This window comes from Bradyrhizobium sp. USDA 4452 (assembly GCF_054063575.1).
The window spans coordinates 7,932,520-7,947,417 of sequence record NZ_JBSSGK010000001.1 but is presented as its reverse complement, the minus strand read 5'-3'; the positions used below and the strand labels follow the sequence as shown (position 1 = coordinate 7,947,417).

The following is a 14,898-nucleotide window of genomic DNA, read 5'->3' as shown; positions in this document are numbered from 1 at the left end:
CAAACCCGCTCACTTCACCAGCGCCTCGACCTCCTTGCGGAATGCCTGGCGCGAGCCGTCGCGGGAATAGAACATGTGGCCGCCGGGGTAGACCACGAGCCTGGTGCGGCTCGGACCCGCGAAGGCCGGCAGCTGGTCGAGGATGATCTTCGAGGCGAAGTACGGCGTTGCGAGATCGAACAGGCCGTGACCGATCAGCAGCTTCAGCTTCGGATCGAGCGCCAGCATCTGGCGTAGCTGCGTCACCGATTCCGGCGGGCTGATGCCGTGGCCGAACTCCCAGCCCTTGTTCACGCTTTCGCTGAGCAGATGATAGGAGCCGTCCGGCCGCCAGTTCAGTCTGCGCGTGGTGAGATCGACGGCGGCGCTGGTCAGCGGCGCCATCAGGGGATCGCCGGACGGATCGTTGAAGCGGAAGGAGCTGGAATCCGGATAGGGATCGAAGCCTTCGATCGAGGCATCGTAGCGGCCGGTCACCTTGCCGTTCTTGCGATCGAACTCGCGGCGGAATTCGCCGATGTCGAAGCGGCCGGCGAGCCGGCGGCTCACCGCCGGATCGATGCCGGTCAGGCTTGCGACCTTGTCGGCGAGCCGCGCAGTGGCCTCGGCATCGGCCTGCCCCTTGACGAGATCGAGCAGGAAATCGCCGCGCGCGTAGCTCTCGACGTCGGCGAGATCCTCGCGCGTCACCGGCGCCTTGGCCTGTCGCGCGACCGCCGTCATGGTCGGCAGGCTCGCGACATATTGCAGGATGCTGGAACCGGTATAGTCGCGGAAATCGAGCACCGGCGAGATCAGGATCAGGCCGCGCACGCCGACGCCCTGCTGCATTTGCAGATTGCGCACCACCTTCGGTCCGCGAATGCCGCCATAGCTTTCGCCGGCGACATATTTCGGCGAAGTAAGCCGGTCATGTTTCTCCAGCCAGCGGCGGATCACCAGCGCGACCGAATTGGCGTCGCCGTCGACCGTAAAGAAGCGCTTGCGCGCCTCTTCCGACGTGGTGACGAAACGGCTGTAGCCGGTGCCGACCGGATCGATGAAGACGAGATCGGTGAAATCGAGCCAGGTGTCGGCGTTCGGTTGCAGCTCGGGCGATGCCGACGACACCGCACCATCGCCGTCGAACGGCAGCCGCCACGGCCCGACATTGCCGAATTGCAGCCAGGCCGACGCGGAGCCCGGCCCGCCGTTGAACAGGAACGTTACCGGACGGCTCGCCTTCTCGGCGCCATCGAGCTGATAGGAGGTATAGGCGATGTCGGCGAGCGGCTCGCCCTTGTCGTCGAACACGCGGATCGAGCCCGCGGTCGCGCCGAAGTTGAGCGTGCGGCCGGGCAGCGCGACCGATTGCTTGGTCGTGGAATCCGGCGGCAGGCGGTGCTGCTCGGCGGCAGGCGTGGTGGCCGTGGCGTTGGCGCCGGAGCCGGAGCCGGAGCCGGTCTCGCCGCGCCCTGCCCGTCCCTTCTGGCCGCTTGGGTTCTGACCGCTCGCGGCCTGCGCGCTCGGCGACGGCGATGGCTGCGGCGCCTCGTCGTCGGCCCGCGCCGCGGTTGCGAGGCAGGCCACCAGCAACGCCGCGGTGAGCCGTGTCGCAAAACTGTTAGCCATGCCGTTCACTCCCTGGGCCGACATTTACGCATTTCATCCGCAAACTGCGCTAGCTTGGCGGCACCGGCAAGGCATGCGGTCCGCTCCCGGACCACCTCGACAAGGCCGCCCGGGATGTATAGACGAGCGCGGCGTGTTCCGTGCCAAACGAGTTCGTGAGCGATGGCTAGCTCCAAGCGGTATGACAAGATCGCCTTCGTCGCCAGCGCGAGCTCGGAAGCGCAGGCGGCGCTCGAGCAGCTGACTGCGATGTACGGCAACCATCCGGCGGCCGATGCCGACGTCGTGGTTGCGCTCGGCGGCGACGGATTGATGCTGCAGACGCTGCACGCCAACATGCGCAGCGGCAAGCCGATCTACGGCATGCATCGCGGCACCGTCGGCTTCCTGATGAACGAATATTCCACGCATGATCTGCGCACGCGGCTTGCGGCCTCGCGGGAGTCGCTGATCAATCCGCTCTTGATGCGCGCGACCGACATCCACGGCGCGGTACATCTGCATCACGCCATCAACGAGGTTGCGTTGTTCCGGCAGACCTACCAGGTCGCCAAGCTGCGCATCCTGATCGACGAGCACGAGCGGATGCCCGAGCTGATGGCCGACGGCATCCTGGTGGCGACGCCGGCCGGATCGACCGCCTACAACCTCTCCGCCCAGGGGCCGATTCTGCCGATCAATGCGGCGCTCCTGGCGCTGACTCCGATCAGCGCGTTCCGGCCGCGGCGCTGGCGCGGCGCGCTGCTGCCGAACTCCGCTTTCGTGGTGATCGAGGTGATCGAGGACGAGAAGCGCCCGGTCGCCGCGGTCGCCGACCATGACGAGGTCCGCGACGTTCGCCGGGTCGAGGTGCTCTCCGACAAGACGATCGCGATGCGGATGCTGTTCGATCCCGGCCACTCGCTGGAAGAGCGCATCCTGCGCGAGCAGTTCGGCTATTGACGGCGCGCGGCATCCCCCCTAGCCCGGCAACCAATCATTAACCCCGGGCGGGATATGGTTAACGTCGGGTAATACCGCATTGGCGAGGTAATGCCCTATCAGGGCCGGACCATGTATCGCATCGATTTCAACAAGCTGCGATTTTTGATTTGCGACGACAATCCGCACATGCGCCGCATCCTGCGGACGCTGCTGCATTCGTTCGGCGCGCGCGAGGTCTATGAGGCCGAGGACGGCGCCACCGCGCTCGAGATGTACACCCACTATGTGCCCGACATCGTCATCACCGACTGGTCGATGCCGATCTTCGACGGGCTCGAGCTCGCGCAGATGATCCGGCAGCCGGAGTCCAAGGGCAATCCCTATGCGCCGATCATCATGCTGACCGGGCATTCCGAGAAGCGCCGCGTCACCGTGGCGCGCGATGCCGGCGTCACCGAATTCCTGGCCAAGCCGATCTCGGCCAAGGGCCTCTACCAGCGCATCATGAACGTGGTCGCCAATCCACGCCCGTTCATCAAGACCAAGACCTATTTCGGCCCCGACCGCCGCCGCAACACCACCAACACCTATATCGGTCCCGAACGCCGCGGCAGCGGCGAGGTCGAAATCCTGCAGCAGCCGTCGCTGCTCGAGAAGGCGCGCTCCGCCATTTAGGAACCGTCATGGCCAAGGACAATTCCAAGGACAAACCAGGCGCCATCGAGGTCAAGAGCTTCGGCACGCACCATGTCATCACGCAGCCGAATCCGCTGCGCAAGGTGCTGCTGCGCGTTCCCGAGAGCGATCTCGACGATCCAGTCGGCCGCGCCGAAAAGGCCCTCGCAGGTCTGTCGGGCGAGTTCAAGGAATGGATGACGATCGAGGCCGACCGCCTCTCCGCCGCGCACGCCACCGTGCTGCGCGAGGGCTTCAACGACAAGACGCGCGAGGAGCTGTTCCGCGCTGCGCACGACATCAAGGGCGATGCCGCGACATTCGGTTATCCCTCGGCGGCGGCGGCGGCCGAGAGCCTGTGCCGCATCATAGAGCACGCGCCCGACCTCGCCGCGGTGCCGTCTCAATTGATTGCCCACCACATCAACGCCGTGCAGGCGATCGTGCGGAACCGCACCAAGCTCGACACCGCGATCGTGGCCGGCGTGCTGAGCAAGCAGCTTCGCGGCATCGCCGATGAATTCCTGACCCACGCCAACCGCGACCGCCCCGAGCATCTCGAGGCCATCCTCGCGCCGAGCATCGTGCCGGGCGAATAGCAGCGCGCCGCGGCAGCGGCCACGGCTTCAGATATCGTCAATGTCGGGAAACGCGGCCTTCAGGCCGCGATCAGATCATCGTCGTAAGGCAGCACCGCGATCGCGTCTTCGGCGGCGAGCTCCTCGCAGAACATGCGTGCATCCTCTCGGGCCGATTCCGTCGCAAAGCGGCGCAGCAGGATCAATAGCGGCCCGGCGGCCGAATGATCGGTCTCGCAATGGGTCAGCACGCGCTCGACCATGCGGCGATGCAGCCGCGCCGCACCGTCGCCGCTGTCGACATAGCCGACCTCGTGGCTGGCCTCGAGCGCGACGCGGAACGCCGCGTAGGTGGATTCCGGCAGGCCGGCGCGCCGCAGCAACGCCTGCAGGCCGTTGCCGCCGCGGTCGTTCAACAGCGCGGAAACCCGCCCATAGGGCAGTCCGGACAGCTCGGCGAGCGCGGCGCCAAACAAATCGAGATTGCCCGACAGCAGCGCGCGCAGGATCAACCCTGCGGTGAGCTGACCGGTGGCGCGCAGATGCGTGATCAAATTCTGCATGTCGTCGCCGAAGGCGCGCGCGGCGATGTTCACCGTGGATCGCTCCTTCGCCTCGCCGGCGATGCGGTCGGCACGGTCGGCGCCGAGCCAATTTCGCGCGACGACGAACTGCGCCAGCGTGTCGGAGAGCTTTGCGACCAGAGCCAGCCGCGTCGCCGACGGCAAATCTTCCAGCTGCAGCATCGATTCCCTGATCGCCGCGAGATGGCCGTGACGCTCGACGATGCGGTCCCAGGAGAACGGCGCAAGTCCGGCGTAGGGATTCTCGATCAACTCGAGCGCGGCCGCCGCCGAGCCGACTTCGGCAATCGCCGCCGCAACCGAGGCCGGCAGACTGGCGCGGCGCGCGATCGCGCACTGCATCTCGTCGGAGCCGGTCGCGACGATGTCGACCAGGTCGGCATCGATCAAGAGCGGTGAATGCTCCAGCACCGGCAGCGCGATCGCCGGCTGATCGGCCGACAGCGCCTGCACGATCGTGGCCGGCGCCTCCGCGCTGTACGCAAACACCTCGGCCATCGCCAGTCGCACCAGCGGCGACGGGTCGTCGAGCAGCATCAGCAGCGCGCCCTCGGCTGCGATGCGGTCGTCCTCGGTGAGATCCGAAATGAGCCAGGCGCGGGCCAACGCCCGTGTCGCCTCTGCCCGCTCGCCCGCTGGAGCGGTCCTAATCCAACTAATGAACTGCCGAACGATCATGGTCCTGCCGGCTTACGCAACGAGACGGCATCGACATACGACGCCACTACAAGGAAAAATAAACCATGACGCTTAACAAAGGGTTCACCATAAACGTTTGGGATTATTGACGTTTCGTTAAGACGGCCACGGCGCAGGGGCTGCGCGCGTGCAGCAAGACGGCGCTAGCCGTTGCTGTAGGTGCCGTTCGGGTCGCTGAACAGATCAAGCCGCCCGGGCGCGCGGACCTTCGGCGTCGCCGACGTGGTCAGCGCGGAAGAATTGCCCCACAGTTCGTGCACCGCCGGGGAGATCGGCTCCGAACGGTCGCCGCCCTGGTAGAGCGAGCGGAACGCCGGCTCCGGCTGCGCCGAGGCGACGGTCGAGGTCGCACCGGCCGATGAGGCCGCGCGAGCATTCGGGAAGGTCGAAAGATAGGACGCGGTGTCCATGGTCAGCGGTTGCGTCGGCGCAGCACTTGCGATCGCATTCGGGCTCATGGTGCCGCCGCCCGCCGCGGCAAAGGCCGTGCGCGTGTCGCTCGAATTCGCAGCCGCGGCGTAGCGTGTGGTCAACACCGAATAGACCTGGCTAACGCTGCGCGCGCTGCCCGACTTGTCGTAGAAGATCGACTGGTTGGCGGCCGCCGCCTTCGGAAACATCGCGGCGGCATTGGCGCTCGGACTGTCCTCGGCGCTCGAGATCAGCTTGCCGGCGCCGCCGACGCCCATGAAATGCGCCATATAGAGCTCGGCGTCGGTCGGGCGACGACCGAGCGTGCCGGTCAGCTTGAAGCTGTTGGATTGCGTCAGCACCGCCGCCATCGAGGATGCCGCATCGGGATCGTCGCGCAGCTTCATGACCGCGCTGCGCGCGGAAGGATCGCTGACCGAATAGCTGCCGTCGGAATTCCTGGTGATGGCGTCGGCATACTGGCCGTAGCCGAGCTGGCTTCCGGCCTCCTTGACGGTGCCGAGCCAGGTCTGGTCGATGAATTGATAAAGCCCATGCGCCGACGAGGTCGTGGCGCCGGCCCGCGGATTGAAATTGGATTCCATCTTCGCGGTGGTGAGCAGGTATTCGAAGCTCGTGCCGGTGGTCGCGGCCGCCTGCTTGATCGAGCCGGCGACCTTCAGGCGCGATGCATCGACACCTGCCGAAGCCGTCGCATTGAAGAGGTCGACCGCCATCTGTCCGGGTGCCTTGCCGGGCGCCGGCAATCGGCGCCCATGTCCCGTCAAACTGCCGCAATTATGGTTAACGGCGCGTTAAGATCCAGCAAGACCCGTTATTTGCGATAGACCTGCGCCGGATCGAACAGCCGCTCGGCGTCGACGAAAGACAGGCTGACATGTCCGCCCTCGTCCTTCACGGCGCGATAGAAGCAGGAACGCCGTCCGGTGTGGCAGGCGGCGCCGATCTGCTCGACCTTGATCCACACCGCGTCCTGATCGCAATCCATCCGGATCTCGACCACGCGCTGGGTCTGGCCCGAGCTCTCGCCCTTGCGCCACAGCGCGTTGCGCGAGCGGCTGAAGTACCAGCCCTCGCCGGTCGCGATCGTCTTGCGCAGGGCTTCGTCGTTCATATGCGCGACCATCAGCACGTCGCCGGTCGCAGCATCGGTCGCGACGCAGGTCACAAGACCTGCCGCATCGAATTTGGGCTGGAAGGCCAGCCCCTCTTCGCGGTCGTGATCGTGGGTCGGTGCGGACACGAAAAACCTCGCTTGGACAAATGCGAGATTACCGGTTCGGTCCTCGCACCAGGGACAGGAAACGCTGCTGCTCCGCCGGATTGTCGCGGAACATGCCGGTGAAGCGGCTGGTGAAGGTCGAGGCACCATGCTTGGCGACGCCGCGCACCGACATGCAGGTATGCTCCGCCTCGATCAGCACGGCAACGCCGCGCGGCTTCAGCACCTCGTCGATCGCGGCCGCGACCTGCGCGGTGAGATGTTCCTGGGTCTGCAGGCGGCGGGCAAAGATATCGGTCAGCCGCGCCAGCTTGGAGAGACCCACGACGCGCTCCACCGGCGTGTAGGCGATATGCGCCTTGCCGTAGAACGGCATCATGTGATGCTCGCACTGCGAGGTGAATTCAATGTCGCGGACCAAAACGAAATCGTCGTAGCCGGCGGTCTCGCCGAAGGTACGGTTCAGCACCTCCGCAGGGGCCTGATGATAGCCCTGATAGAGCTCGTCATAAGCCTCGACGACGCGGCGCGGCGTATCGAGCAGGCCCTCGCGGAGCGGATTCTCGCCGATATAGCCGAGCAGCGTCTTGACGGCCGCCTCAGCTTCGGCCCGCGACGGACGTGGCTGGTCGGCTCGAACGGCGGCGCCCATGAACTCGGAAGGGTCGAGCTCGGTCTTGCCGTCGGTTGGCTTGTTGGGGCGAATCGGCTTGATCAAGGCGTCCATGTCTTCTCCGTTCGACCGGCCAGGCATTTGCCTTTGGGCCGGATGTGTCACCGGGCAGACGGGGCGGATCGTCGAACCGCCGGGCGCCTGAGTCCCATTTTTGTAGCACCGCCGCGGCGCAAGTGGCCCGCGGTGGAAGCATAGCCGGGCTATGTTTCGGACGATGCCGTTCATATATAGGACGGTGAGACCCGGCCGCCAAGAGCGCCCGGCGTAGCCGGAACCAGGCATCTGCCCCCATGCTGAACGACATTTATAACAAGCGGATCATCGAGTTGGCCGGCAATATTCCGCGCCTCGGACGACTGGCCGAGCCGGACGCCAGTGCCACCGCCCATTCGAAATTGTGCGGTTCGACCGTCAAGGTCGACCTCAAGATGGACGGCCCCGTGGTGACGGACTTCGCCCATGACGTGAAGGCCTGCGCGCTCGGCCAGGCCTCCTCCTCGATCATGGCGAGCCATGTGGTGGGATCGACCGCCGACGAGCTGCGCGAATTGCGCGAGACCGTCCGCAAGATGCTGAAGGAAAACGGTCAGCCTCCGCAGGGCGGCAAATGGGCCGACATCGCACTGCTCGAGCCGGTGCGCGACTACAAGGCCCGCCACGCCTCCACCCTGTTGACCTTCGATGCCGTGGTCGATGCGATCGGCCAGATCGAGGCCAAGGCAAAGCAGCCGGCGTAAGCCCCGGCTGCAAACCTTATTGCGACGGCTGGATCGGCGCCGGCGCGGCGGTGCCGCCGGTCGGCACCACGGCTTCGGCGGTCTTGGTCGCCTTCGCGGCCTGCGGCAGCGCCTCACCTTCCATCGCGCTACTCACGAAGCGATCGCCGTTCTTGGGCTTGGCCTCGGCGACGGGGATTGCGTTGTCCTGATGCGGCAGCACGTCGGCAACCGCATCCGTGGTGACGAGGTTGGTCACCCGCAACTCGGCCGCCGACAATTCGTGCAGGTCTTCCCACGGCGGCACGCTGAGTGCGAGCGACAACAGCTCGCCTGCGCCACCCATATCGAAGGTGTATTTGGCAAGACGGCCGATATCGCGCTCGACGATCATCAGGTCCTGCGCGGTGTAGCTGGCGGCCTTGGCGTCGTCGGCGCGGTCGCCCATCCAGATCTGATGCACCCGGATGTGCGCGGCCGGTGGCACATAACGCGTCTTGCCCGACAACAGCAGGAACACGCACATCGACTCGCAATAGGCGTCCGGCAGCACGCTGGCGCGATCGCCTTGCGCGGCCTGATTGACGACGCTGGTACCGACTGTGGTCAGCGCGCCGAGACCGCGGAAGCGGCGGCCGAGCGCGATCGCGTCGTTGACCGAGCCGCCGCTGGAGTCGAGCACGATGGTGGCGCCGGCAAGCTGGCGGCTGCGCGCGAACTCGTCGAATTCCTTGGGGCTGTCGGCCGTGATGATACCGACCGCCGACACCCAGCCGCGGCAATTCGGCTGGCATGCGATCCAGCTGAACTTCATCGGCAGCTTGCGTTCTTCGAGGGCCGAGCTGGTCTGCGTGGAGTTACCCGCCCATGTGACGGTGCCGGAAACCGCGAAGCAAAGAGCAACGGCGCTGGTGAGCACCCAACTGCGCAACGAGAGCGACCTGACCAGCCTCAATTTGGTTCCTTCCCCCAAGCCCTTGGTGATGCGAGCGGTGGCAATTGGCCCCATGGCAATGCGCCACGAGTCTGTCATCGGCGCGTCATGGGAACGGTAGCGTTGCTGACCTGGACCGTCCATAGGACCCTTGCTGCACCGCGACCAGCGCTGTGCGATAACGGTGAACTGTGGCGCAAATATCTGCAATTGAACAGTTCCTTCGCTTGGAACCCCCGCAAGATTACGTACATACTTGCGTATGCCATCGACAGATCATTCAACGTCGCACCATCCGCAATGCACGGACTGTGCCAGCGCCATGCGCCGCATGCCGCGCAATTTCGGCCGCGCCTTGATCTGGATCTATCGGCACACGCTGTCGCCGCTGGTCGGCTACAACTGCCGGCATCTGCCGACCTGCTCGGTCTTCGGCGATGAGGCGATCGAGCGCTTCGGGCTCTGGGCCGGCGGATGGATGACGCTGGCGAGATTGCTGCGCTGCCAGCCCTGGGGAACCTCCGGCATCGACAATGTCCCGCAGACGGAGCCGCTCGGGGCACGCTGGTATCTACCCTGGCGCTACGGCCGCTGGCGCGGCGTCAACGAGGGTTGACGCGGCGTCAACGACGCTTGATCTGCTGCAGCGCTCCCAAACGCCACGCGCATGGCTGTTCCGGCGGAACTGTGGCGATCGTTGACGCATTATTTCATTGCCCGCATGGGATCCCTTGGGATCCCCATGGGGAGGAAACAACAATGCGCTGGAAACTCAGCCACAACGGGCACGATCCCCGGCAGATCGATTTGCTGGCCGTGCTCGCCCTGCTCGTCGTGATCGTTGCCGCCTACGGCTACTTCACCCACAATCCGAACAAGCCGAGCACGACCGCATTCATCGTGCCCAGCCAGAGCGTGAAGTGGTGACGCGCGGCGCGCCTCACGTGGACCAGTCCTCACTTTGCTCTAAAACGCTCTCGCGCGCGCCAAGCGCAAGGCTCACTCGGCTGCGGCAGTGCGCGCGGTCCGTCGCGGTCGGGTCATGACAACGACCGCGAGCGCCGCCGCGACGAAGGCCGTGGCCACATAGCCCGCGCTAAAGAGCCATTCGCGCGCGAACAGCAATCCGCCGATCGCGGAGCCGATGGCCTGGCCGACATACAGCACCGAGGTATTGAGCGAGACCGACGCCGACGCGAGCGCCGGCGCCGCACCGACCAGGCGCACCTGCTGCATCGAATTGGTCGACGCAAAGCCGAGGCCCCACACCGCAACCGAGGCGGCCATCAATGCGTAGGCGCCGGCGCTCACGGCCCAGCCGGCCACGCCGGCGAGCAGCAGCACCGTGAACAGCACCGACGTATTCCAGGCGCCCCAGGAATCCACGATGCGGGTCGCGATCGCAATGCCGACGAACCCGAAGATGCCGTACAGCGCGAACACGATGCCGACGGCGTCGGCATCGGCGCCGGTCAATTTGCCGAGCAGCGGCCCCATGAAGGTGAACACCACGAACTGGCCGGACATCTGCAACGCCGTGATCGACAGCAGCAGGATGACGGTCGGATTGCGGCCGAGATCGGCCCAGGTCCTCAAGTCGACCGGCGCACCATGCAGTCCGCCGGGCAGCCGCCACCACAGCAGCAGGCAGCTCACGAGCCCGGTCAGCGCGATCACCCCGTAAGTCGTGCGAAAACCGTAACGGCTTGCGATGAAGGTGATCAACGGCAGCCCGATCGCAGCGGCGAGCGACCAGCCGAGGAAGATATAGGCGATCGTGCTGCCGCGCTTCTCCACCGGCACGATCAGCGCCGCGGTGCCGGCAGCCTGTGGCGTGTAGAGGACACCAACCGCGAGCATCACCAGGCGGATGATCAGAAGATTGTCGTAGTCCGGCGCGAAAGCAGATGCCGCGTTGGTCAGCGCCAGCACCAGAAGCGTAGTCGTCAGCAGCGCGCGCCGTTCGAACCGGCTGGTCAGCCACGCCGTCAGCGGCGAGCCGACACACAGCACGATCGCGCCGAAGGTGATCAGCAGACCCGCGGTGTGAATCGTGACACCGAGGCCATCAGACAGCTCCGTCAGCATGCCGGCCGGCGCCAGCACCGAGCAGCCGGTGACGATATTGCCGAGCATCAATGCGGTGGGAGCGAAGCGTTTCACGCCGCGTTGATAGCAGACCTCGAAATCAATGCAACTGCATCTAAATGCATGGCACGTGATCGATGGTACGTGATCGGATGGTGCCGCTTGCTCTCACGGCGCCGGCGATGCGGCCGGCACCGCGTTGACGCTCGGCGACACCGCGGCCGGCAGCGGGCTCGCCGGCTTCGGTCCAGCGCTGGTCGCCGGGCACGACGCCAGCAGCTGTGTCCAGCCCTGCTCCAGCCCGGTCGTGTCGATATCGAATGTCGTGAAGTCCGGCTTGATGTCGGACTTCACGTCCGCCTTGGCATCGGACTTGCGATCCGCCTTGCCGTCCGACGACGGCGTGCTTTCGCCGATCTGCAGATGCGGAACCGCCAACATCGCCTTGACGATGTCCGAACTCACCGGGTCGCTCCAGACCTCGTATTTGCCGAACCGCGCCGGCAACCTGCCGAACGCGACGGTTCTGGTGGCGCCGGCCATCATCACCACCGTGCTCTTGCCGGCGGCGCCCGCGTCGAACTCGCGCACGAACATCAGCCGTCCGCGATCCTTGTTCTCACAGAACAGGCGCCACTCCATCATGCGGAACGAACTGCCGTCGCCCTTCTTCTGCTGCGCGATCTTGCGGACGTAGGGCCGCGTTTCCTTCTCCACCGCCCACAGCGTTTGCGGCAGCGGCCGCGTGTCGATACCAAATCGATAGAGCTCCTGCCGCGTGAGCACATGCAGGCTCTCGAACTTCACGGTCCGGATCAGGTCGCTGAGCTCATGGCTGATCCCCATCGCCTCGAGGAACATGTTGCGATCGCGATCGGCGCTCACCATCTCGCGCCGCCTGAAATCCGCGACGACCTGCGGCGGCGGATGGCCGTGGACGACGAACATCAGCTTGGAGTTATGTACCGCGAGCACCGAGTCGGGCGCCACCTCGCGGCTGGTCGCCCCCAGGAACAGATAGGCGCAGGCCGAGACGCACATCGCGTTGCGCGTGGTGAGCTCGGCCTCGACCTCTCCCTTCGCGGTCTTGATCTTCAGACAGGCGGCGTCGGTCTGCGTGCCCGCGGAACAGGCCGGCACAATGGTGCGGCCGACCCGGGCAATCGCCTTGTGTGCACGCAGAAACCGCGCGATCGCGTAGGATTGCTCGACGTTTCCGCCCGGCGAATGGAGATAGATCGGAAGCTGCCTGTCCTTGATGGGAAACAGGAACGTGCGGATCCGCTGCGCGGCTTCCCGATCGATCTCGCCTTCGATCGCGATCCAGCGATCGCAACCGGCGCCGCAGGCATTCGCCGGCCCCTTGGCGAGATAGATGGTCAGCTTCTTCGCAAATCCGGCCTTCTCCACCGGTGTTTCTTCCGCCCGCAAGATGCCCGGGACCAGAAGCAACGCCACGAAAAGCAGGAGACGGGAAAACATGAACCTTGCGGAGCGCGCGATGGCGGGACAGTCGACATTCGACGTTAAACGATGATCGGCAGCGTCGCAACGATCAGAGCCGTCACGTGCAGGCGAGTTCTCCTGAATTCGGTGCGGCTGACGGCCCATTTTCTTGATATTGCCGGATTGCAGGCGTCAAATCCCCTGCTATACCGCTGCTTTCCGCTTACCTGCGCTCGTTCGCAGGAGTGAGCTACAGGAGACATCGATGGCAGAATCGCCCAAATCCGAGTCCGGATTCCAGTACAGCCTCTCTAACCTCAAGCCCGCAGAACCCGTGAACAAGATCGCCCTCACCTTCCCTGACGGAGCGAGGCGCGATTTCCCGAAAGGGACCACCGGCCTCGACATCGCCCGGGGCATTTCGCCCTCGCTGGCCAAGCGCACCGTCGCGATGGCGCTCGACGGCACGCTTGCCGACCTCAACGATCCGATCGAAGCCGACGCAAAGATCGAGCTGATCGGCCGTGAAGACCCCCGCGCGCTGGAACTGATCCGGCACGATGCCGCCCATGTGCTCGCCGAAGCCGTGCAGTCGCTGTGGCCGGGCACCCAGGTCACGATCGGCCCGGTGATCGAGAACGGCTTCTATTACGACTTCTTCCGCAACGAGCCGTTCACCCCGGAAGATTTTGCCGCCATCGAGAAGCGGATGCGCGAGATCATCGCGCGCGACAAACCCTTTACGAAAGAGGTTTGGGATCGCGAAAAAACAAAGCAGGTGTTCCGCGAAAAAGGCGAGGCCTTCAAGGTCGAGCTGGTCGACGCGATTCCCGGCAACGAGCCGATCAAGATCTACTTCCAGGGCGACTGGTTCGATCTCTGCCGCGGCCCGCACATGACCTCGACCGGCAAGGTCGGAGGCGCCTTCAAGCTGATGAAGGTGGCCGGCGCCTATTGGCGCGGCGATTCCAACAATCCGATGCTGACCCGCATCTACGGCACGGCATTCGCCAAGCAGGAAGACCTCGACGCCTACCTCAGGCAGATCGAGGAAGCCGAGAAGCGCGACCACCGCAAGCTCGGCCGCGAACTCGATCTGTTCCACTTCCAGGAGGAAGGCCCCGGCGTGGTGTTCTGGCACCCCAAGGGCTGGACCATCTTCCAGCAGCTGATCGCCTATATGCGGCGCCGGCTGCTCGGCGACTACAACGAGGTCAATGCGCCGCAGATCCTCGACAAGGTGCTGTGGGAGACCTCGGGCCACTGGGACTGGTATCGCGAGAACATGTTCGCGGCGCAGTCCGCCGGCGACGAGGCCGAGGACAAGCGCTGGTTCGCGCTGAAGCCGATGAACTGCCCGGGCCATGTGCAGATCTTCAAGCACGGGCTGAAGAGCTACCGCGACCTGCCGTTGCGGCTCGCCGAGTTCGGCGTCGTGCACCGCTACGAGCCGTCGGGCGCGATGCACGGCCTGATGCGGGTGCGCGGCTTCACCCAGGACGACGCCCATGTGTTCTGCACCGAGGAGCAGCTCGCCGATGAGTGTCTCAAGATCAACGAGCTGATCCTGTCGACCTATTCCGATTTCGGCTTCGACGGCGAGCTCACGGTGAAACTCTCGACGCGGCCGGAGAAGCGGGTCGGCACCGACGAGATGTGGGATCACGCCGAGCGCGTGATGGCGACCGTGCTGTCGGAGATCAAGGCCAAGGGCAGCAACCGGATCCGGACCGAGATCAATCCGGGCGAAGGTGCGTTCTACGGACCGAAGTTCGAATATGTGCTGCGCGACGCCATCGGCCGCGACTGGCAGTGCGGCACGACCCAGGTCGACTTCAACCTGCCGGAGCGGTTCGGTGCGTTCTACATCGATCACGACGGCTCGAAGAAGGCACCTGTCATGGTGCACCGCGCGATCTGCGGCTCGATGGAGCGCTTCATCGGCATCCTGATCGAGCATTATGCCGGCAACTTCCCGCTTTGGCTGGCGCCGACGCAGCTCGTGGTCACGACCATCACCTCCGAGGGCGACGAGTACGCCAAGGTGGTGGCCGCAGCGGCGCGCCGCGCAGGCTTACGGGTCGAGATCGACCTGCGCAACGAGAAGATCAACTACAAGGTCCGCGAACATTCGCTGGCCAAGATCCCGGCCCTGCTGGTCGTCGGCAAGAAGGAGGCCGAGACCCATTCGGTCTCGGTCCGCCGCCTCGGCAGCGAACGCCAGGTCGTGATGCCGACCGACGAGGCAATCGCCGCACTGGTGGATGAAGCAACGCCGCCGGACGTGAAACGGGCACGATCCGTCGCCTGATC

16 protein-coding genes are annotated in these 14,898 nt (G+C 65.2%); 8 read left to right on the top strand and 8 right to left on the bottom strand.

The features are described from left to right. Positions 1 to 9 precede the first annotated feature (9 nt). Positions 10 to 1,611, bottom strand: coding sequence for a S10 family peptidase (locus ACVISU_RS37495; protein WP_456710310.1), 1,602 nt, complete (start codon positions 1,609 to 1,611; stop codon positions 10 to 12). A 162-nt stretch (positions 1,612 to 1,773) separates the two neighbouring features. Between ACVISU_RS37495 and ACVISU_RS37490 the strand changes: the two genes are divergently transcribed. The 3 genes from ACVISU_RS37490 to ACVISU_RS37480 all read left to right on the top strand — a co-directional run bounded on the left by ACVISU_RS37490 (position 1,774) and on the right by ACVISU_RS37480 (position 3,809). Continuing rightward, the gene (locus ACVISU_RS37490; RefSeq protein ID WP_050402834.1) at positions 1,774 to 2,553 is read left to right on the top strand and encodes an NAD kinase; all 780 of its coding nucleotides are present in this window, start codon (positions 1,774 to 1,776) and stop codon (positions 2,551 to 2,553) included. 111 nt (positions 2,554 to 2,664) lie between these two features. Beyond that, on the top strand, positions 2,665 to 3,210 hold the full coding sequence (locus ACVISU_RS37485) for a response regulator (protein ID WP_050402868.1): 546 nt from the start codon (positions 2,665 to 2,667) through the stop codon (positions 3,208 to 3,210). Between the two features lie 8 nt (positions 3,211 to 3,218). Beyond that, positions 3,219 to 3,809, top strand: a complete 591-nt coding sequence (locus tag ACVISU_RS37480; protein ID WP_050402835.1) for an Hpt domain-containing protein — start codon at positions 3,219 to 3,221, stop codon at positions 3,807 to 3,809. A 59-nt stretch (positions 3,810 to 3,868) separates the two neighbouring features. On the opposite strand, the gene ACVISU_RS37475 is transcribed toward ACVISU_RS37480, so the two are convergent. From ACVISU_RS37475 to folE, 4 genes are all read right to left on the bottom strand, one after another. After that, positions 3,869 to 5,050 carry a DUF2336 domain-containing protein gene (locus tag ACVISU_RS37475; protein WP_456710309.1) on the bottom strand — a complete coding sequence of 394 codons (1,182 nt, stop codon included), beginning with the start codon at positions 5,048 to 5,050 and terminating at the stop codon, positions 3,869 to 3,871. A gap of 164 nt (positions 5,051 to 5,214) precedes the next feature. Further along, positions 5,215 to 6,219: a transglycosylase SLT domain-containing protein gene (locus tag ACVISU_RS37470; RefSeq protein ID WP_456710308.1), complete on the bottom strand. Its 1,005-nt coding sequence runs from the start codon at positions 6,217 to 6,219 to the stop codon at positions 5,215 to 5,217. Positions 6,220 to 6,317: 98 nt separating this feature from the next. Then, complete coding sequence (gene hisI / locus ACVISU_RS37465) at positions 6,318 to 6,746, bottom strand: phosphoribosyl-AMP cyclohydrolase (protein WP_456710307.1); 429 nt, start codon at positions 6,744 to 6,746, stop codon at positions 6,318 to 6,320. A gap of 28 nt (positions 6,747 to 6,774) precedes the next feature. Continuing rightward, the gene (folE, locus tag ACVISU_RS37460; RefSeq protein WP_456710306.1) at positions 6,775 to 7,452 is read right to left on the bottom strand and encodes a GTP cyclohydrolase I FolE; all 678 of its coding nucleotides are present in this window, start codon (positions 7,450 to 7,452) and stop codon (positions 6,775 to 6,777) included. Positions 7,453 to 7,691: 239 nt separating this feature from the next. On the opposite strand from folE, the gene ACVISU_RS37455 reads away from it, so the two are divergent. After that, a complete protein-coding gene (locus tag ACVISU_RS37455; RefSeq protein ID WP_029080129.1) occupies positions 7,692 to 8,138 on the top strand; it encodes an iron-sulfur cluster assembly scaffold protein in 447 nt (148 codons plus the stop codon). A 16-nt stretch (positions 8,139 to 8,154) separates the two neighbouring features. Here ACVISU_RS37455 and ACVISU_RS37450 read toward each other — a convergent pair whose 3' ends face one another. Next, entirely contained in the window at positions 8,155 to 8,931 is a 777-nt protein-coding gene (locus ACVISU_RS37450) for a COG3904 family protein (RefSeq protein WP_244522168.1), read from the bottom strand. Here ACVISU_RS37450 and ACVISU_RS37445 point away from each other — a divergent pair. The 3 genes from ACVISU_RS37445 (at position 8,864) to ACVISU_RS37435 (ending at position 9,978) form a co-directional block, all read left to right on the top strand. Beyond that, positions 8,864 to 9,172 carry a hypothetical protein gene (locus ACVISU_RS37445; RefSeq protein ID WP_244522175.1) on the top strand — a complete coding sequence of 103 codons (309 nt, stop codon included), beginning with the start codon at positions 8,864 to 8,866 and terminating at the stop codon, positions 9,170 to 9,172. The genes ACVISU_RS37450 and ACVISU_RS37445 overlap by 68 nt on opposite strands. A 201-nt stretch (positions 9,173 to 9,373) precedes the next feature. Then, entirely contained in the window at positions 9,374 to 9,667 is a 294-nt protein-coding gene (gene yidD, locus ACVISU_RS37440) for a membrane protein insertion efficiency factor YidD (protein WP_456710305.1), read from the top strand. 143 nt (positions 9,668 to 9,810) lie between these two features. After that, positions 9,811 to 9,978, top strand: coding sequence for a hypothetical protein (locus ACVISU_RS37435; RefSeq protein WP_172803646.1), 168 nt, complete (start codon positions 9,811 to 9,813; stop codon positions 9,976 to 9,978). 72 nt (positions 9,979 to 10,050) lie between these two features. Here ACVISU_RS37435 and ACVISU_RS37430 read toward each other — a convergent pair whose 3' ends face one another. Further along, entirely contained in the window at positions 10,051 to 11,187 is a 1,137-nt protein-coding gene (locus ACVISU_RS37430) for an MFS transporter (RefSeq protein ID WP_456710981.1), read from the bottom strand. Between the two features lie 120 nt (positions 11,188 to 11,307). Continuing rightward, complete coding sequence (locus ACVISU_RS37425; protein ID WP_456710304.1) at positions 11,308 to 12,621, bottom strand: ATP-dependent Clp protease proteolytic subunit; 1,314 nt, start codon at positions 12,619 to 12,621, stop codon at positions 11,308 to 11,310. A gap of 229 nt (positions 12,622 to 12,850) precedes the next feature. Between ACVISU_RS37425 and thrS the strand changes: the two genes are divergently transcribed. Continuing rightward, the gene (gene thrS, locus ACVISU_RS37420) at positions 12,851 to 14,896 is read left to right on the top strand and encodes a threonine--tRNA ligase (protein WP_456710303.1); all 2,046 of its coding nucleotides are present in this window, start codon (positions 12,851 to 12,853) and stop codon (positions 14,894 to 14,896) included. Positions 14,897 to 14,898: the final 2 nt, after the last annotated feature.